Genomic DNA, 18,289 nt, shown 5'->3' on the forward strand with positions numbered 1-18,289 from the left:
GCTCACTGTTTTACTGAAATCAAAAAAGAAAGGCCGCCTTCCGACAAGCGGAAGACGGCCAAGGCTCAGGTTTTTAGAAGGAGTAACGCAGACCCACCTGGAAGCTGCGGGTCGGCAGGAAGACCCCGGTTCCCGCGCCGTAGCGTGGGCTGTTGAAGCCGGTGTCGTACGCGTTGAAGTTGGTGAAGTTGAAGATGTTGATCGCGTCGGCGATGAACTCGACCCGCTGTCCGCCGAAGACGTCGAAGCCCTTGGTGAGGCGCAGATCAACCTGACGGAATGCGAAGTTCAGACCCGGAAGGAAGGCGCGCTTCTCGGGGTTGCCCGCATTCCAGCAGATGTTGGGGCCGCCGGCCGGAGCATCCGGGCAGTCGTTGATGTTGTAAGGCAGGCCCGACCCCAGGGTGACGATGCCCGACAGCAGGAAGTCGGCGGGCAGGCCAAGCGTGCCGGACGCCACGATTCGGTGGCGTTCGTCCGAAGACGACCGGTACTCAGGCGACAGTTCCGGCGTGTTGTAGTCGAAGTCGAACGCGCCATAGCCGTTGTCCCGGCTGCCGTTCTGGGTCGCATCCATATAGGTGTAGGCGAGATTGAAGCCCCAGCGATCCTCGGCATTGTAGGGCTTGTCGGCGGTGAAGTAGATCGCCTTGTAGTCCCGTTCCTTGTCCGTGCTCTGGAAGAAGATGGAGTTACGGAACTGCGAGTAGCCGACCGACGTCGGGCTAGGTCCGGTGAAGCGGCCGTCCGTCTCCGTCAGGGCGTTGGCGATATACCAGGCCGATTCACCTTCGGTGTGACCCGCCGCAAGGGTCAGCGCCGTCTGCCAGCGACCGAACTTCTGGCGCACGCCGATGTTGAACTGATCCGTGCGGGGCGGTTCGAAATCGTTCTGGACAAGGAAGACCTCGCCAGCGCCGGGAGCGGCGGCCAGCAGGGGATCAAGCGCTTCCGCTGTCAGATAGGCCGGATCCCAAGCAATCGTGTTCTGTCCGCCAGCCGGACCGCCGGTATTGGAGAAGTAGATCGTCTTGTTCAGCTGGAAGGGCTTGAACCGCTCGTCGAAGGCGAAGTTGAAACCAACCCGATCATAATAGCGGCCGGCGCCGCCGAAGATCACCGTCCGCTCGTCTCCGTACACATCGTAAGAGAAGCCGAAGCGCGGCTGGAAGGCGCCCTTGAACGCTTTGCGGTCACCGTCCGAAATATAGTCCGACGGGTTGAAGTAGGACGGGAAATCGTAACCCGGCAGATCCTGGATCGCCGCCAGCATGTCCCGGATTGAGTCCGGGGTGCGGTAGTCGTTGTTGACTGCGTTGTCCTCGTAGTCCCAGCGGATACCGAGGTTGATTTCCAGCTTGTCGGTGATCTGCCAATCGTCTTGGATATAAAGGCCAAGGACGTTGTTATCGACATCGGCCGGCGGAACGGCGACGCCCAGGTTCACGGCGACGGGGATCGTCTGGCTGCCATTGATCTCGGACCGGCCTTCGATGTCGTAGATGAAGGTCGGGTTACGCCCGAAATCCTTCTGAACGAAATAGTTCTGCATCGAATATTTCGCACCGATCTTGATCGTGTGCGTGCCCATCCATTCCAAATCCGGAATGGTCAGGTCGTTGCGGATCGTCAGGCTCTTCTGCTCCAGGAATTGAGCATCGGCTCGGCCGCCCGCCGTGAAGACCGTCGAGTCGCGGTTGTTCACGTTGTATTGGAATCCGAGCGTGCTCGGGTCAGTCTCATCGTCAGCGACGTCATCGCGGAAGATGACGTACTCGCGGCCGTAATCGCCGCCGTTGATCACGGACTGTTCGTAGCTCGACTTCAGATAATCGATCGCGAACTCGTTCAGGAAGCGCTGCCCCTGGAACTGGTGACGCAGGTTGAAGGCCTGGGTTTCCCCGTTGTTTCGCGCCGCACGGCTAGGCGCGTTCTGACCACCCGCGCCTCGGATGTCCTCTTCCGTCTTGTATTCCGTGCTCAGTTCCACGCGCTGGCGGTCATCGACCTGCCATGACAGCTTGCCGAAGAAGACGTCCTGCTCGTAGGGCGTCGAGACAGTGCCCAGATCGCCGGCGAAGAAGTCGTTGTACTCGGTGCGGTTCAGGAAGGACTGAGACACGCGCTCCTCGTCCTTGCGCTCATAGGCGCCGAAGAAGTGGAGCCGATCCTGGATGATCGGGCCGCCCAGGCTGGCGCCGTACTGCAGACGACGCACCGGGGCCTTTTCGGCGCCGCGACGCTCGGAAATCTGATCCTGGGCGACCCAGTCAGGGTTCTGGTAGAAGACGAAGGCGTCGCCGTGGAACTCGTTGGTGCCCGAGCGGGTCACGGCCGTGACGATAGCCGATCCGGCCTGCTCATACTCTGCCTTGAAGTTCTGGCTGATAACGCGGAATTCCTGCACAGCGCCCTGCGGGAACGGCGTGCCGCGGCTGTCGTCCTGGCCGGCGACGCCGCCGTCGCTGATCAGAGACTTGCGGTTCTGGCCATCGATGAAGACGTTGATGGCCTGGGCGGTCTGGCCGCCTGCCGAGATGGTCCGTTCCGTGTCATCTTCGGTCACGCGCAGGCCCGGAGCCAGGGCGGCGAAGTTCAGGAAGTTGCGGCTGATCTGCGGCAGGTTGTTGATCTGCTGCTGCGTCACATTAGTGGCGACCTCGGGCGTGCGCACCTCGAAGACGCGGCGGCCGGTGACGACGATCTCGCCCAGCTCGGTTGCGCCGTCCGTCGCGGCGGCGGTCGTGGCTGCTGCGGCCACGTCCAGGTTCAGAGTGCCGACCTGCCCCAGCGACAGGGTGACGGTCTCTTCCGCCGTCTGGCCGTCGGCGCTGGTCACCTGCACGCGGTAGGTGCCGGGGCGCAGGCCCGAAAGGACATAGCGGCCGTCTGCGCCGACGCGCGAGCGGGTCGCATAACCGGTGGAGACTTCGGTGGCGACGACCGTCGCGCCGGCCTCGACCGTCTGACCGTCAAAGACGGCGCCACGCAGCGTGGTCGTTGCGTTCTGCGCCTGGGCGGCGCCGACGAACGCCATGCTTATGGCGATGGCCGATGCGGCGGCCAAGGCGGCCTTACGCGTGTTGAACTGGTTCATCCTGAGCTCTCCCCTCCTGATGGGATCGGTTTGCGGCGACATGGCTGGACCTACCCTTTGTTGAACCTGGCGGACGATGCCGCCGCGGTGGATTGGCGTTCGACCAGGATCGGCCGAACGATTTCGCAAGCGGTGTCCTGGGCGTCGGCGTGCTGGCCGGCCTGGACGAGGCCGATCAGGCGTTCGACGCCTCTGCGGCCGATTTCCGCGATATTGACGCGCATGGTGGTCAGCGCGGGCCGCATCAGGGCGGCGATGGGCACGTCGTCGAACCCGACGACGGCGATGTCCTCGGGGCAGCGCACGCCGGCTTCCTGGAAGGCCAGCAGGGCGCCGACGGCCATCATGTCGTTGGCGGCGAAGACGGCGTCGGGCCGCTCAGGCATGGCCAGCAACTGGGTCGCGGCGCGGTGGCCCGAGGCCTGGGAGAAGTCGCCCTCGACGATGATGGGGGCATGGCCGTCCAGCGCTGCGGCATAGCCCGCCGCACGCGTATCAGCCTCGATATTGCCGGCGGCGCCGCGGATGTGGGCGATGCGACGACGTCCCGTGGCGATCAGATGTTCGACAGCGCCGACGGCGCCGCCGTGGTTGTCGATCATGATGGCGGCGCGTCCCGCCTCGGCCGTGCCGCCGTTCATCAGCAGCACGGGCATGCGGCCGGCGAACTCGGACGCCAGGTTCGCGGCGCCCAGATGGGGCGACAGCACGATCATGCCGTCCACCCGGCCCCGCATCGACCGAACGGCCGCCAGGGTGTCGTCGGCCCCGTCATGCGAGCTGGAGACGATCAGGTGTTTGCCATGGGCGCGCGCGGCCAAGTCCATGCCCCGGATCAGCTCCGAGAAGAACTCGCCGAACAGGTCGGGCAGGATGACGCCGATCGTGTCATTCTTGCTGGTCGACAGGCTGCGGGCGCCGAAGTGCGGCACATAGCGAAGGTCCTCTACGGCATCGAGGACGCGCTGGCGTGTCGCGTCCGATGTCACGCCCAGTCCGTTCAGCACGCGGGAGACCGAGGCCACCGACACCTGGGCGCGTTCGGCTACGTCGCGCATGGTGGCGGCCTTGGCGAAAGGCGGTCCTTCCTGCCGTGCAGACGCAACGCTGGGCCCAGCCATGTCCAATCGGATTCTCCCTGCTCCCTATCGTCCCGGCCCCTTCTCGAAGATCCGTCGATAGATGATGTAATCGGTTACATGACACAGGAGCAATGTGAGCCGCAAGCCATGTTTGGCCGCATTTCGGGCTATTTTTCAGCGAAGCTTGGTCGTCGAAAACGCTGGGCGAAGACGGACATTCCGACAAACCGTTATGGAAGCTGGACTTTTCCGGCGGAGGGCATGACCGCCGCCCCCGCGGCCTCGCTGCGCCGCGCGGCTTGGTCGCACCGGCGATGCGCTGGTCGAATCAACCGACCGGACACGAAGACGCCCGCACATGGACGGGCGCGGGCTCCGTCATCGATCGACCTTCAGGCGGGATTCAGATCCGACAGCCGGCCGCGCAACATCTGCAGCATGGCCGAAAAGTCGCGACCGCCATGACCGATGCCGTCGAACAGGGCGTACATGGCCTCCGCCTGGGCGCCCAACGGCGTGGAGGCGCCAGACTTGGCCGCCGCATCCTGGGCCAGTTTCAGATCCTTCAGCATCATGGCCGTGGCGAAACCGCCCTGATAGTCGCGGTTCGACGGCGCGGTCGGCACCGGGCCGGGCCAAGGATAGTAGCTGGTGACGCTCCAGCATTGGCCCGAGGACTTGGACGCGATCTCGAAGAAGCGCTCGGGATCCAGGCCAAGCTTCTCGGCCAGGGCGATGGCCTCGCACGTGCCCAGCATGGAAATGCCCAGCAGCATATTGTTGCAGATCTTGGCCGCCTGCCCCGCCCCATGATCGCCCGCACGGATGGTGATCCGGCTCATGGCCTCCAGCGCCGCCTCGACGCGAGCGAAGTCGCCCTCGTCGCAACCGACCATGAAAGCCAGGGTGCCCGCATCCGCCGCCGCCGTGCCGCCCGACACCGGCGCGTCGGCGAAGGCGTAGCCCGCCGTCTTCGCAAGTCCGGCGACCTTGCGCGCCGTCTCCACGTCGATGGTCGAGCAGTCCAACAAGAGGGCCGACGACGGCGCCGCGCCGATGATCTGTTCCGAATAGACCTTCAGCACATGCGGCCCGGCCGGCAGCATGGTGATGACGACCTCGGCGTCCTTGACGGCCTCGGCGACCGAAGCGGCCGCAACGCAGCCGGCCGCGCTGGCCCGCTCCAGCGCCTGCGCCGACAGGTCGAAGGCGGCGACCGCGTGGCCCGCCTTGGCCTGGTTGGCGGCCATGCCGCCGCCCATGTTTCCCAGGCCGATGAAGGCGATCTTGGTCATGGTCTCTCTCCCTATGTCGGCGTCGCAGTCAGGCCAGCGGCGTCCATTTTTCATTGTCCGGCGGGGGCGCGAACAGCGCGTCCAGCGTCGCATCCGTAACGCCCAACAGGTCCGCCGGGGACCATTTGGGCGCATTGTCCTTGTCCACGATCACGGCCCGCACGCCTTCCTGGAAGTCGTGGGTCGCGCCGATACGGCCACTGACGGCGTATTCGACGGCCATATTGTCGCCGAACGACGCGGCCTTCGCCCCCTCGCGGATGTGGCGCAGCGTCACCTTCAATGAGGTCGGCGACTTGGTCTTCAGCGTCGCCAGTTGCGTAAGAGCCCAATCCGACCCGTCCGCCTCCAGCGCCGCGAAGATGTCCTCGACAGCGTCGAAGGCGAACAGACGGTCGATGGCCTCGCGATGGGCGGTCATAGGCGCAGGTCCGGCGTCCTTGGCGTGACGGGCGGCGACCGCAGCCGGATCGGCGGCCTCGGCCAGCAAGTCGGCCTTCAACGTCTCGACGCCGTCGCTCGGCACGAAATGGGTGTGGATGCCCAGGGCCACCGTATCCGCCGCCTTCAGCCGTGCGCCCGTCAGGCCGATCCAGACGCCGGTCTGGCCCGGCAGACGCGGCAGGAACCACCCGCCCCCGACCTCGGGATACAGGCCGATGCCCGTCTCCGGCATGGCGTAGGTGGTGCGTTCGGTGGCGATGCGGACATCCGCCGGCTCCGAAATCCCGACCCCGCCGCCCATGACGATGCCGTCAACGATCGCCGTGATCGGCTTGGGATAACCGAACATCAGGGCGTTGAGCCGGTATTCGGCCAGGAAGAAGGCCTTGGCGTCCACGCCGTCGCTCGCGCCCGAATCCGCGATCATGCGGATGTCGCCGCCCGCACAGAACCCGCGCTCGCCCGCATGGTCGATCAGGACGGACTTGACCGCCGCATCCTCGCGCCACTCCAAAAGCGCCGCAATCATCGCCTCGCACATCGACCGGTTCAGCGCATGGATCGCCTTGGGCCGGTTCAGGGTGATGCGGCCGACGCCGGCTTCGATGCGGGTGATGACCTCGGCTTCGCTCATCGCGCCATCTCCCGCGCGATGATCACGCGCATGATCTCGTTGGTGCCTTCCAGGATGCGGTGAACCCGCAGATCGCGCACGATCCGCTCCAGCGGATAGTCCTTCAGATAGCCATAGCCGCCGTGCAGTTGCAGCGCCTCATCCGCGATCTGGAAACAGGCGTCGGTGGCCAGCCGCTTGGCCATGGCGCACCATTTGGTCTTTTCCGGATGATCGTTGTCGATGGCCCAGGCGCCGCGCAGCACCATCAGCCGCGCCGCCTCCAGATCCGTCGCCATGTCGGCTAGGCGGAACTGCAGCGCCTGGAACTCGCCGATTGGACGGCTGAACTGTTTGCGGGTCGCGACGTAATCCTGGGCCGTCTCCAGCGCCAGCCGCGCCCCGCCCAGCGAACAGGCGGCGATGTTCAGCCGCCCGCCGTCCAGCCCGGCCATCGCATAGCGGAAGCCCGCGCCTTCTTCCCCCAGCAGGTTGGCGACAGGCACGCGGCAGTCATCGAACTGTACGATGGCGGTGGGCTGAGCGTTCCAGCCCATCTTGCGCTCCTGCGCCCCGAACGACAGGCCGGGCGTCCCGGCCTCGACGACGATGGCGGACACGCCCTTGGCCCCCTCCCCGCCCGTGCGGACCATGACGACATAGAGGTCGCTGGTCCCCGCGCCCGAGATGAAGGCCTTGGACCCGTTCAGCACATAGTGGTCGCCGTCACGCACCGCCGTGGTCCGCAGCGCCGCCGCGTCAGAGCCTGAGCCGGGCTCAGTGAGGCAGTAGCTGGCGATCTTCTCCATGCCGACCAGATCCGGCACGAACCGACCGCGTAGATCGTCCGACCCGAACCGGTCGATCATCCACGTCGCCATATTGTGGATCGAGATGAAGGCCGCTGTCGCCACGTCGCCGCGCGACAGCTCCTCGAAGATCAGCGCCGCCTCGACCCGGCCCAGCGCCATGCCGCCATGCTCCTCAGCCGTGTAGATGCCGCAGAAGCCCATCTCGGCCGCCTGTTTCATCACATCGACGGGGAAATACTTGTCCTCGTCCCAGCGGGCCGAGTGCGGCGCCAGCTCAGCGTCGGAAAAGGTGCGGGCCGCGTCCTGAATGGCGCGCTGGTCGTCGGTAAGGGCGAAATCCATGGCGACCTCAGCGCATCGTCGGAATGACGAACGAACTGTCCGAATGCTCCAGCGCACTGTCCGGCCAGCGGGCGGTGACGGTCTTGGTCTTGGTCCAGAAGCGGACGCCCTCCATGCCGTGCTGGTTGATGTCGCCGAAGGCCGACCGCTTCCAGCCACCGAATGTATGATAGGCGACCGGCACCGGGATCGGCACATTGATCCCGACCATGCCGACATTGACCCGGGCGGCGAAGTCGCGGGCCGCGCGGCCGTTCTGGGTGAAGATGGCGACGCCGTTGCCGTACTGGTGGTTCGACGGCAGGGCCAAGGCCTCCTCAAAGGTCTCGGCGCGGACGATCTGAAGCACCGGGCCGAAGATCTCTTCCTGATAGGACGACATCTCGGGCTTCACATGGTCGAACAGCGACGGGCCGATGAAGTATCCCTTCTCGTGCCCTTGCAGGCTGAAGTCGCGGCCATCGACGACCAGTTCAGCGCCTTCCTGCACGCCCTTCTCGATCCAGCCGGCGATCCTGTCGCGGTGCTGGGCCGTGACGACAGGCCCGTAATGCGCGCCCGCGTCGGTCGAGACGCCGACCCGCATGGACGGGATCTCCGCCACCATCCGTTCGCGCAGTTCGTCCGCCGTCTTCTTGCCGACCGGCACCACGACCGGCAGGGCCATGCAGCGTTCGCCGGCCGAACCATAGGCCGCGCCCGCCAAATCCTTAATCACCTGATCCATATCGGCGTCAGGTAGGACGATGCCGTGGTTCTTGGCCCCGCCCATGGCCTGGACCCGCTTATGGTTGGCGGCGCCGGTCTGATAGACATAGTGGGCGATGTCGGACGAGCCGACGAAGCTGACGGCGTGGACCAACGGATGGGTCAGGATGGCGTCGACCGCCGTCTTGTCGCCGTGCACCACGTTCAGCACGCCGTTGGGCGCGCCCGCTTCCAGCATCAGTTCGGCCAGGCGCACCGGCAGGGACGGATCCCGCTCGGACGGCTTCAGCACAAAGGTGTTGCCGACCGCGATGGCCACGCCGAACATCCACATCGGAATCATGCCGGGGAAGTTGAACGGGGTGATGCCGGCCACCACACCCAGCGGCTGGCGCATCGAATAGACGTCGATGCCGGGGCCGGCGCCTTGCGTATATTCGCCCTTCAGCGCGTGGGGGATGCCGCAGGCGAACTCGATCACTTCCAGACCGCGCTGGATGTCGCCCTTGGAGTCGGCGATGACTTTGCCGTGTTCGCTGCTGAGTAGCTCGGCCAGTTCATCCATCCGCGCCTCGACCAGGCGTTTGAAGTCGAACATGACGCGGGCCCGGCGCTGGGGATTGGTCGAGGCCCAGCCGTCGAAGGCGTTCTGCGCTGCCTGAACCGCACGATCGACCTCGCCGGTCGTCGCCAGTTGCACGCGCGCCTGGACCTCGCCGGTGTTGGGATCGAACACGTCGGCGAAACGCCCGGACGCGCCGTCGAAGGCCGCACCGTCGATGAAGTGGCGGATGTCGCGCATGGCCTGGATCTCCCTGATCGTTATTTTGTTCGCCTATGGCTATCACCCCGGCGCGCAGGTCGATAATGCAAAGTTGCAGCCAGCTTTCTGCATTTTTGCATGATAGGATGATCTGCCGATGTTCGACTGGGACGACCTTCGCATCTTCATCGCCGCCGCAAGGGCGGGATCGCTTGGCGGCGCGGCCGTGCGGCTGGGCGTCGATGCTGCCACCGTCGGGCGACGCGTGGCGCGGCTGGAAAGCACGCTGAAATCCACCCTCGTCGTCCGCTCCACCACCGGCCTTCAGCTGACGGCGGCCGGCGCACAGTTGCTTGACATGGGGCTGGAGGCCGAGAGCGCGATGGAGGCCGCCGCCCGCGTGACCCAGGCCGATACCCTGGCCGGCGTCGTGCGCATCAGCGCCTCGGAAGGGTTCGGCGTCAGCATCGTGGCCCCCGCCCTGCCCGCCTTGCGCCGCACCAGTCCCGGCCTGCGGATCGAACTGGCGGCGACCTCCGGCTTCCTGTCGCCGACCCGCCGAGAGGTGGACATGGCGATCACCCTTGCCGCGCCCGACGCCGCGCGCCTGATCGTCGAGCCGCTGACGCCCTATCAGCTGGCCCTCTATGCCTCCCCCGACCATCTGGCGCAGCACGGCGCGCCCCAGACCGTCGACGACCTGACCGCCTTCGACATCGTCGGCTATATCGACGACCTGATCTATGCGCCCGAGCTGCGATACCTGGACGAGGTGCGCCCCGGTCTGACGCCCCACGTCGCCTCGTCCTCGATCCGCGCCCAGAAGGAGATCATCGCGGGCGGCGGCGGCATCGGCGTCCTGCCCTGCTTCCTGGCGGAGGGCCTGGTGCGCGTCCTACCGTCCATCCTGATCGAGCGCCGCTTCTGGCTGGCCACCCACAGGGACGTTCACGACACAGCCCGCATGCGCACGGTGCGCACGTGGCTGAAGGCCTTGTGCGACGCCCGACAATCGAGCCTCAGACCCTTTGCGCCCATCGCGCGCTAAACGGTCCCGAACTCAGGCCAGTCCGCATCGCCAAGAATTCCATGCTCGAGGGAACAGAGGCCGCTCCCAAATCTTAATGTCAGGCAAGTGAGACCTGCCATGACCCTGATCCTCAGCCTGACCTTGATGACCACCCTGCTGGGCGCCTCCAACGCCCCGGTGCTGCGTGGCGCAGATCTCGCAGCGGCGGCCACGCCGGCCATCGAGCGCACATCCATTCAGCAGCCCGCTGCCGACCACTTCAGCGTCCGCCTGCGGTGCACGGCCTTGGCGTCGGGCCGCGTTACCGACTGCGTCGTGCTGGAAGAAACCCGCCCCGGCCTAGGCTTCGGAGAAGCCGCCCTCGCACTGATGAGCGACGCCGAAGTCACCCCGATCACCGAGCACGGCCGCCCCGTCGACGCACCTTTCGAACGCACGATCGACTTCACGCCCTGATACGGGCTGGGGTCACTCATATGCCTGGCCGACGCACTTGATCTGATTTCTGTTACAGCCGGACGCAAGTTATCGTCGCCGGGGACGATGCGAAAAGGCGTCGATCCGCTGTCCTGCGGCTCGACGCCTCATTGTGGATCGATCAGAACCGCTTGGTCAGTTGCACGCCGTAGGTGCGCGGTTCGTTGACGAAGGCGGTCAGGTTGTTGAAGTCGATGCCGCCGATCACATTCTCTTCGTCGGTGATGTTGCGGACATAGGCGGCGGCCTCGATGCCGCGGTTCAGGTCGCGCCAGCCCGCACGCAGCCCGCCTTCGAAGGCCGTGTCCTGCATGAACTCGACCGATTCATAGAGGAACAGGTTGAAGTCCTTCTGCATGACCCAGTCGGTCGAGGCGAACAGCTCGGTGTCGTTACCCAGTGACCGGACATAGTTCAGCGTCAGGTTGGCGGTGTATTCCGGCGCCTGGGGGAAGGGGTTGCCGTCGATGTTGGCGCGACGGGTCGTGCCCACGGTCACGATCGGATCGGTGACGGTGCAGTTGGCGCCGCAGATGGCCACCAGCAGATCGCTGTCCTTGATCTCGGTGTGGTTCCAGGCGGCGCCGGCCGACAGGCTGAAGCCCGCGCCCAGATAGATGTCGCCGTCCAGTTCCAGGCCGTAACCCTCGCCCTTGTCGGCGTTGATCAGGCGGTTGGAGTTGTCCGCGCCGCCGATGGCGGTGAACTGCATGTCGCTGACTTCATAGCCATAGGCCGTCGCGTTGAAACGCGCGCGGCCGTCCAGCAGCCGGGCCTTCAGCCCGGTCTCGTAGGACATGACCGTCTCGGAGTCGGCCGTCGTCAGAACCGGCAGGTTGCGACCCTGGATCGACGGACCGCGGTAACCCTTGGCCGCGCGGGCGAACAGGTTGAGGCTGTCGTTGACCTCATACAGGGCGCTGACGTCCCAGCTGACCTGTTCGTCGCCGACGGAGACGGCGCCCGTGCCGCCGGCGCCCGTGCCCAGCACGATGCGTCCGTTGTAGTCGCGGTTGTCGTCGGTGTAGCGGACGCCCGCCGTGACCTTCAGAGCGTCGGTCAACTTGTAGCTGCCCTGACCGAACACGGACCACGAGTCCGACTTCTGCACGATGTCGGTCACCCGCGTCGGCGCGGGGTTGCCCGTGCCGTTGAAGGTGCCGGAGACCAGATTGATCCGCTCGTCCCAATAGAAGGCCCCGACCTGCCAGCCGATGCGTCCGTCGCCGTTCGAGGCCAGGCGCAGCTCATAGGTGTTCTGCAACAGGTCGCTGGAGAGGGTGCCCGTCTCGGAGTTGAACGGCGTCTTGTAAGAGGCCGTCGCCGGGGCCGAAGCCACGCCGCCGTCGATGTCGCCGTCGCCCTGGGACCAGCCCTGGTACGAGCCGACGATGCCGGTCAGGGTGGCGGGGCCGAAATCATAGGCGACCTGCAGCGACTGCGAGGTCGTCTTCTGCTTCTGGAAGTTGTTGCGGCCGCCGTCGTAATAGACGGTGTCGCGGTCGAAATTGCCGTTCAGTTCGTTCGAACCCTTGGTCAGGGCGTTGGCGCGGTTCATCGTGCCCGTGCCGTCATAGTCACGAGCCTGAAGGGTCAGCAGGGTCGACAGACGATCGGTCGGGGTCCAGGCGACGTGGACGCGCGCGGCCAGATCGTTGAAGCCGCCCAGATCATCCTTGTCCGCATTGGCGAACGATGGGTTGAAGGCGTTGTTCACCCAGTCGTCGCGGTGGTTCCACAGGATGGCGCCGCGCACTTGCAGTGTATCCGATGCCGGCAGGGTTACGGCGGCCTCGGCCCGGGTCGAACCCAGGTTGCCGTAGGTCAGCGAGCCGAAGCCGGTGAAGTCATCCGACGGTTTGACGGTGTCGATCTTGACCACGCCGGCCGGCGTGTTGCGGCCGAACAGGGTGCCCTGGGGACCGCGCAGAACTTCCAGCTGCTGCACGTCGAACAGGGGGAAGCCCTTCAGATAGACGCTTTCCAGCACGACATTGTCGAGCACGACTGAAACCGGCTGCGACGCAGTGAAATCGAAGTCCACATTGCCCAGGCCGCGGATGTAGAAGCGCGGCGCGTAGCGGCCGTTCGAGCTTTCGACCTGAAGGCTGGGCACGCGCGCCGACAGCGACAGGATGTCGGCGCCGCCGGCCGAAACGTCCTGCAGGGTCTGGGTGTTCAGGGCGGTGACGGCGAACGGCACCTCGCGGATGTTCTCGCTGCGGCGCTGGGCGGTGACGACGATGTCGTCGACCCCGGCGACTTCGGCGGCGGTGTCCGTCGTCTGTGCGAGAACCGAGCCGGCGCTCAGCAGGGCGATGCCGCTGACGGTGGCGGCCAGAAGGGCTTGGCGAAGCATGGGCGAGATTTCCTTAATGACGTGGTGGCGACATGGGGAGGAGGCGTTGTCGCGCGACGCCGTAGAGCTTCGCAGCGGCGGCCGCCAGCACAGAGCGGGCCTGTTTCTTGAACCTTTGAAGACGCAGCCACACCCGTGTGACAATCTGTCCTGCGCAGGCCTGGGCAGCGCCGGTCGGCATTGTGCCGAGAGGGGCGAAATGCGATGCTGAAAGGGTGCGTGAGTCCGCTCCGCACGCCCTCCCAAACATCGTTTGGATCGCGTATGCCCCTCGTCACGCCCTCCCGTCGCTGGCTCCTGCAACTCGCCGGGGCGACGGCGTTCGCGCCAGGGCTGATCGGCATGAAACGGGCGGATGTGATCGGTCGCGTGCTGGCCGTATCCGATATGCATTCCGCCTATGAGCGGACCGCCCAGTTGCTGGCCGCCTTCGAAACCGAAGTCCGCTCCAACCCCGTCCCCCATGTCATCGCCATCGACGGCGACATTTTCGAGCACGGCAATGTCGTCGCCGTGCGGTCAGGCGGCGCGGTGGACTGGGCCTTCCTGGCGGCCTTGCCGGCGATCGCGCCGACGGTGTTCAACCTGGGCAATCACGACAACGACCTGACCCCCGATCTGGCCCAGGTGGTCGCCCGGATGAAGAGCCTGGGCGTTCACGTCGTCAGCACCATCGGCGATACGCGCACGGGCGCCGGCTATGCAGACCCGTCCACGACCCTGCCGTTCGGTCGCCGTTCGCTGCGGGTCGTGGGCATGGCGACCAATTCGCTGACCACCTACCCCAAGGCCTCGCGCGACCAACTGTCGATCCCGGCCGCCGCCGACTGGGCCAGCGCCAATCTCGCCGGCGCTCTGGCCGGCGCCGATCTGGTCATGGTCATGAGCCACGCGGGGGTGAGCGCCGACCGGGACATCCTGCCGCTGCTGCCGGACGGCAGCCTGATGATCGGCGGACACAACCACCTGCTGTTCCAGCATCGCCAGGGCCGCAGCGCCTATGTCCACACCGGCGCCTGGACCGCCGCCTATACGGTGGCCGAGTTCCTGTCGGACGGGTCGGTCACGGCCCAATCCCGCACGGTCGCGCTGGACGCCCCCGCCTCTCCCGCGCTGGCGGACCTGATCGCCGCGACCCTGGCCGCCGACCTGACCGAGGAGGAGCGGATCATCCTGGGGACCAGCCCTCGCGCCCTGTCGTTGGGCGACACCGGACGGCGCGTCGCCGCTGGCCTGGCCCAGGCGGCCGGCGCCGAGGCCGGCTTCATCGGCCACACCACCCTGGGCACGGGCGTCCCCGCCGGGCCGGTCAGCCGCTACGTCTTCGATTCCATCGTCCGTTTCGACGGCAAACTGATGGTCGCCACCGTCTCGCGCGCGCAATTCGACGGCTTCATGGCCCGCGCCAATCAGGACCGTCCGATGCCCCTGGCCGACCGCAGCGGCGACTTCCTCTATGCCTCGGCCGCTGCGCCAAAGTCCGATCCGGTCCGCATCGTCACCACCGACTGGTGCGCGACGAACCAGCAGGAGTATTTCGGAACGACGGACCTCAGCTTCACAGAAGCGACGGGGCTGAGCGTCAAGGCGACATCCGCCGCCGCCCTTCTACAAGCCGGCCGAACCGCTTAGAGGCAACCCATCGCCTGGAAGTCATTGCCTGAAACTTTCGGCGCACCTCCATCGACCTCAGGTCGTTGGTCAGGAATTGCCCGGCCCCTCCGGAAAGCAGCATCGGTGGCAGCATCGAGGGTGAAGCTCGCCCCCGTGGCGATGCCGACATCGCCGCTAAAGGCTCCCGCCCGGGCCAGCAGATCGCCGGTCTCGACCAACCAATCGGTTCGGCTGGTCCCAGTCAGGCTGAGCAGGCCAACCCCGCGTTCGACCGCAGATCGGATCCCGAGAGGTCTCCGCTAAAGCTGACGTCGGTCGCTTGGTCGAACACCAGGGTGGTATCGTTGACCACATCGCCGGCGATCGAGGCTGCGTTGCCGATCAGGGTCTCATTGCATGGCAGCGCCACCGCGATAGGTGTTTGCCTGTGAGGATAAGCGGGCCCAGGTCGCGACCTCCACCAGCCGGCTCGCCCTGCCGAGGGCGGCGTAGGTCAGCGCTGTCATGTTCGCTCTAGCGGCGGCCTCGTCCCCGACTCGCGGAATGGTCTCGCCGATGCCGTTGCCTTCAAAGGTGATGCCGTCCCCGTTGATGACGTAGCCATCCACGGAGAACTGGGCCCCAGCAATTGCGACCGACCGTCGCCGTGGCGGGAATTAGAGGGGCCACGAGCGGTGATTGCTGAGCCTCGCGTAAATCCTTTTCGCCTGCGCCGAGCTTTAGAACCTATCAAGGCGTCACTTGGCGACCCCGCGAAGGGTGATTTGATCAAGACCGGCTTTTAGAGCGCGGAGAGAAAGCGGTTTGGCCACGATGCCGACGACGAGGTGGCGGAATTCTTGAGCGAGCCGCTCCTGGCCGGTGACGAAAAGCGCGGCCACCTTCCTGTCGGCCAGCCACGAGGCCGCTTCCGGGCCGGTTCTTCCGTCGGCGAGGTCGATGTCCACCAGGACGCAGTCGACGGCCATGGCGTCGAACTGCTCCCTCAGATCGGCGAAACTTTCCAGGGACGCCACGAAGACGTGGCCGCAGTCCTCGATCATCTGCTCCAGATGCATGACGATGAGAGGATTGTCCTCAAGGCAAAGAAACCTGAGGGGCGTTGCAGGCGGCGGAACATCGGAGCGCATGAAGTCGCAAACGTGGCTCATCCGACCGGGTTGCGGGTCACGCGCGAAAGGGGGCCTTCGACCTCCACAATCAGTCCCTTGGGGTCGAATGTCAGGACCGGAGGACGCCCGAACAGGCTGCTGAGCGCCGATCTCAGATACCGGGTGCCGTAGCCTGTGCGAGAGGGGGCGACGACCGGCGCGCCGCCACTCTCTCGCCACCGCGCCCACAGATCGTCGTCGGACACGCCCCAGGTGAAGCTGATCTGACCGTGCGGGGTGGAGAGGCCGCCGTATTTGATCGCGTTCGTCGCCAGTTCGTGAAGACAAAGCGCCAGGGTGGTGCCGCCCTCCCGGTCAAGCATGACCAGCGGCCCCTCGGTCAGCACGCGGTCGTCGCCCGAAAGCCGATAGGGTTCGAACGTGAGATCGACGATGTCCTGGATGGAGACGGCCTCTCCCTCGGCCTGGAACACGGCGGAGTGGACGTTCGACAATGCGGTCAATCGTCCCCGGAAATCCTCGGAGAAGGTTTCGAGCGTGTCCGCGCGGCGCTGCGTCATCTCGAAGATGGAGACGACGCTGGCCAGGATGTTCTTCACACGATGGTTCAGTTCGCGCCTCAGCTCGATCTCGCGGTCGATATGATCGCGCACATCGCGTTGCCGCAGGCGCGCCAGGAACGCGGCCTGGACGCCGCTGACCAGTTCGACGGGCGTGACGGGCCGTTGATAGAAGATCTGCCGCGCGCGAGGCCAGCTGGCGCCGAGCGCGCTCTTGATCTTCGCCTGATGCGACCGACGATCCAGCAGGACGACGATCGGCATCTCCGACCAGCTCGGCTGTGTTTCCAGCCAGTCCGCGACGGCCGACACGACGTCCGGCGTCAGCGCCTCATGCGTCGCCACCAGAACGCCGGGCGACGCCGACAGATAGGGTGCGATGGAATCGCCGGTCGAGCAGATGCGGACCTCGATGCCGTGCTCGGACAGAAGCTGGCGCAGATAGTCCGCATCGCGGCGATAGGGCGCGAGCACCAGGACATGGTCCAGGTCGGCGTGATCCTGTGGCGTGTCGGTCAAGTCTCGGGGATGGGATTGTAGGGCACGACGCTCACGCCCTCGCTGCGGATGAACAACTCGTGGACATCCAGGTCGTGCGGTCCGTGACGTTTCTTGACGACCGTGATGTTGCGACGCAGGCGCCCCTCGTGCTCGGCGATGCGCAGCAGCAGAACCGTATCGCCCAGGAAGCTGACGTCGACGTCCAGACTGACGTTTTGGCCCAGTAGCCCGTGCTGGGCGACGATAAGCATGGTCAGCACGCCCGCCCGCGCCAGATATTTGAGCAGGGACTGGATGTCCCGAACCGCCTTCTCGCGATTGGGCAGGGAGTTGAGGTAGCCGGTGAAACTGTCGATGACAACGACGCGGGTCTTGTTCTCCTCGACGATGGTCTGCACCACTTGGGCGAACTCGCCGGGCGAGATTTCGTTGGGATTGAAGTCCCGGATGACCAGCCGACCCTCCTTGTGGAAGGTGCGCAGGTCCATGCCGAGCCCTTCCGTACGTCGGAAGAAGGTCTCCAGCCGCTCCTCGAACAGGAACAGCGCCACGCTCTCGCCGCGCTTCAGCGCCGCCGTGGCGTAGAGGGAGGCCATGGTGGACTTGCCGGTCCCCGCCTGGCCGATCACCAGCGTGGTGGTCCCGCTCTCCTGGCCGCCGCCGAACATGTCGTCGAGCGCCTCGACGCCGGACTTGATCAGGTCCGGCTTGGCGGAGCGTTCCTCGCCCGGCACGATTCGGGGAAAGACCACGACGCCCTGACCCTCCCGAATGGCCATGTCGTGATAGCCGTCGGCGATCGGCACACCGCGCATCTTGCTGACCTCGATACGGCGGCGCACGGGTCCGAAATCTTCGAGATGCTTGTCGAAACGGATGACGCCGTGGGCGATGCCCTCGACCTCCTCGCCGTTCATCGCCGCGCCGCTTTGGGTGTCCAGAAGAAGCGCCACCACGTCGCGCTTGGCCAGGAAGGCCTTGAAGCCCAGCAACTCGCGGCGGAAGCGGGGCGTGTCGCCGGTGATCAGCCGGATCTCCAGCAGGGAATCGTAGACCAGTCGGCTGGGCTTGTGCTCCTCGATGGCCTCCTCGATGGCCTGGCGGGTCTCGTCCAGGCGCAGTTCGGCGGTCTGGAAGATGGTCTGATCGGTCGCGCCGCTGACGGCGTCAGACGCGGAAAGTTCCTCGACCCGAATTCCATCCAGCGACCAGCCGTGCGACCGCGCGATGGATTCAAGCTCCGCCTTGGTCTGAGAGAGACTGACGTAGATGCATTTCTCGCCGTTGGCGACGCCGGCCAGCAGGAACTGCAGCGCGACGGTGGTCTTGCCGGCGCCCGGCGCGCCCTGAAGCATGTAGAGGTTGGAGGGCGGCAGACCACCGCGCAGGATTTCGTCCAGGCCCGCGACGCCGGTGGCGACGGGTGTGGTCTTGCGCTTGGTCACTCAATCTCTCTCCGAACTGGATCGACGACGTGCCA

The 18,289-nt window shown here is 65.8% G+C and carries 14 protein-coding genes; 3 read left to right on the forward strand and 11 right to left on the reverse strand.

The annotated features are described in order from the left end of the window. Window positions 1-73 precede the first annotated feature (73 nt). The 6 genes from EGY25_RS00515 to EGY25_RS00540 all read right to left on the reverse strand — a co-directional run bounded on the left by EGY25_RS00515 (window position 74) and on the right by EGY25_RS00540 (window position 9,195). On the reverse strand, window positions 74-3,097 hold the full coding sequence (locus tag EGY25_RS00515) for a TonB-dependent receptor (RefSeq protein WP_135193109.1): 3,024 nt from the start codon (window positions 3,095-3,097) through the stop codon (window positions 74-76). A 50-nt stretch (window positions 3,098-3,147) separates the two neighbouring features. Beyond that, window positions 3,148-4,155 (reverse strand): LacI family DNA-binding transcriptional regulator, encoded by a 1,008-nt coding sequence (locus tag EGY25_RS00520; protein WP_135193110.1) that lies wholly within the window; start codon window positions 4,153-4,155, stop codon window positions 3,148-3,150. 416 nt (window positions 4,156-4,571) lie between these two features. After that, window positions 4,572-5,528, reverse strand: a complete 957-nt coding sequence (gene mmsB, locus EGY25_RS00525; protein WP_209307918.1) for a 3-hydroxyisobutyrate dehydrogenase — start codon at window positions 5,526-5,528, stop codon at window positions 4,572-4,574. Continuing rightward, on the reverse strand, window positions 5,503-6,552 hold the full coding sequence (locus EGY25_RS00530; RefSeq protein ID WP_135193112.1) for an enoyl-CoA hydratase/isomerase family protein: 1,050 nt from the start codon (window positions 6,550-6,552) through the stop codon (window positions 5,503-5,505). Before EGY25_RS00530 ends, mmsB begins: the two co-directional genes overlap by 26 nt. Next, a complete protein-coding gene (locus EGY25_RS00535; RefSeq protein WP_135193113.1) occupies window positions 6,549-7,685 on the reverse strand; it encodes an isobutyryl-CoA dehydrogenase in 1,137 nt (378 codons plus the stop codon). Before EGY25_RS00535 ends, EGY25_RS00530 begins: the two co-directional genes overlap by 4 nt. A 7-nt stretch (window positions 7,686-7,692) precedes the next feature. Next, a complete protein-coding gene (locus EGY25_RS00540) occupies window positions 7,693-9,195 on the reverse strand; it encodes a CoA-acylating methylmalonate-semialdehyde dehydrogenase (protein ID WP_135193114.1) in 1,503 nt (500 codons plus the stop codon). A gap of 118 nt (window positions 9,196-9,313) precedes the next feature. Between EGY25_RS00540 and EGY25_RS00545 the strand changes: the two genes are divergently transcribed. Both EGY25_RS00545 and EGY25_RS00550 read left to right on the forward strand, forming a co-directional pair. After that, window positions 9,314-10,204 (forward strand): LysR family transcriptional regulator, encoded by an 891-nt coding sequence (locus EGY25_RS00545; protein WP_135193115.1) that lies wholly within the window; start codon window positions 9,314-9,316, stop codon window positions 10,202-10,204. Between the two features lie 99 nt (window positions 10,205-10,303). Further along, window positions 10,304-10,642, forward strand: a complete 339-nt coding sequence (locus EGY25_RS00550) for an energy transducer TonB family protein (RefSeq protein ID WP_135193116.1) — start codon at window positions 10,304-10,306, stop codon at window positions 10,640-10,642. 142 nt (window positions 10,643-10,784) lie between these two features. On the opposite strand, the gene EGY25_RS00555 is transcribed toward EGY25_RS00550, so the two are convergent. Next, entirely contained in the window at window positions 10,785-13,022 is a 2,238-nt protein-coding gene (locus EGY25_RS00555) for a TonB-dependent receptor (RefSeq protein ID WP_135193117.1), read from the reverse strand. Between the two features lie 264 nt (window positions 13,023-13,286). Between EGY25_RS00555 and EGY25_RS00560 the strand changes: the two genes are divergently transcribed. Beyond that, window positions 13,287-14,654 (forward strand): metallophosphoesterase, encoded by a 1,368-nt coding sequence (locus EGY25_RS00560; protein ID WP_167762430.1) that lies wholly within the window; start codon window positions 13,287-13,289, stop codon window positions 14,652-14,654. 371 nt (window positions 14,655-15,025) lie between these two features. Here the strand turns inward: EGY25_RS00560 and EGY25_RS00565 are convergent, their stop codons facing one another. The 4 genes from EGY25_RS00565 to EGY25_RS00580 all read right to left on the reverse strand — a co-directional run bounded on the left by EGY25_RS00565 (window position 15,026) and on the right by EGY25_RS00580 (window position 18,254). After that, window positions 15,026-15,244, reverse strand: a complete 219-nt coding sequence (locus tag EGY25_RS00565) for a hypothetical protein (protein ID WP_135193118.1) — start codon at window positions 15,242-15,244, stop codon at window positions 15,026-15,028. 129 nt (window positions 15,245-15,373) lie between these two features. After that, window positions 15,374-15,787: a response regulator gene (locus EGY25_RS00570; protein ID WP_348521820.1), complete on the reverse strand. Its 414-nt coding sequence runs from the start codon at window positions 15,785-15,787 to the stop codon at window positions 15,374-15,376. Further along, window positions 15,784-16,827, reverse strand: coding sequence for a sensor histidine kinase (locus EGY25_RS00575; RefSeq protein ID WP_167762431.1), 1,044 nt, complete (start codon window positions 16,825-16,827; stop codon window positions 15,784-15,786). The genes EGY25_RS00570 and EGY25_RS00575 overlap by 4 nt, the downstream gene beginning before the upstream one ends. Continuing rightward, on the reverse strand, window positions 16,824-18,254 hold the full coding sequence (locus tag EGY25_RS00580; RefSeq protein WP_135193120.1) for an ATPase domain-containing protein: 1,431 nt from the start codon (window positions 18,252-18,254) through the stop codon (window positions 16,824-16,826). Before EGY25_RS00580 ends, EGY25_RS00575 begins: the two co-directional genes overlap by 4 nt. Between the last annotated feature and the right edge of the window lie 35 nt (window positions 18,255-18,289).

Source organism: Brevundimonas intermedia (assembly GCF_004614235.1).
In the GTDB taxonomy this organism is placed as follows: Bacteria; Pseudomonadota; Alphaproteobacteria; order Caulobacterales; family Caulobacteraceae; genus Brevundimonas; species Brevundimonas intermedia_A.

Coding starts and splice junctions, on each gene's coding strand:
- EGY25_RS00515 (WP_135193109.1), bottom strand. CDS start 3,097: ATGAACCAGTTCAACACGCGTAAGGCCGCCTTGGCCGCCGCATCGGCC.
- EGY25_RS00520 (WP_135193110.1), bottom strand. CDS start 4,155: ATGCGCGACGTAGCCGAACGCGCCCAGGTGTCGGTGGCCTCGGTCTCC.
- mmsB (WP_209307918.1), bottom strand. CDS start 5,528: ATGAAAAATGGACGCCGCTGGCCTGACTGCGACGCCGACATAGGGAGA.
- EGY25_RS00530 (WP_135193112.1), bottom strand. CDS start 6,552: ATGAGCGAAGCCGAGGTCATCACCCGCATCGAAGCCGGCGTCGGCCGC.
- EGY25_RS00535 (WP_135193113.1), bottom strand. CDS start 7,685: ATGGATTTCGCCCTTACCGACGACCAGCGCGCCATTCAGGACGCGGCC.
- EGY25_RS00540 (WP_135193114.1), bottom strand. CDS start 9,195: ATGCGCGACATCCGCCACTTCATCGACGGTGCGGCCTTCGACGGCGCG.
- EGY25_RS00545 (WP_135193115.1), top strand. CDS start 9,314: ATGTTCGACTGGGACGACCTTCGCATCTTCATCGCCGCCGCAAGGGCG.
- EGY25_RS00550 (WP_135193116.1), top strand. CDS start 10,304: ATGACCCTGATCCTCAGCCTGACCTTGATGACCACCCTGCTGGGCGCC.
- EGY25_RS00555 (WP_135193117.1), bottom strand. CDS start 13,022: ATGCTTCGCCAAGCCCTTCTGGCCGCCACCGTCAGCGGCATCGCCCTG.
- EGY25_RS00560 (WP_167762430.1), top strand. CDS start 13,287: ATGCCCCTCGTCACGCCCTCCCGTCGCTGGCTCCTGCAACTCGCCGGG.
- EGY25_RS00570 (WP_348521820.1), bottom strand. CDS start 15,787: ATGAGCCACGTTTGCGACTTCATGCGCTCCGATGTTCCGCCGCCTGCA.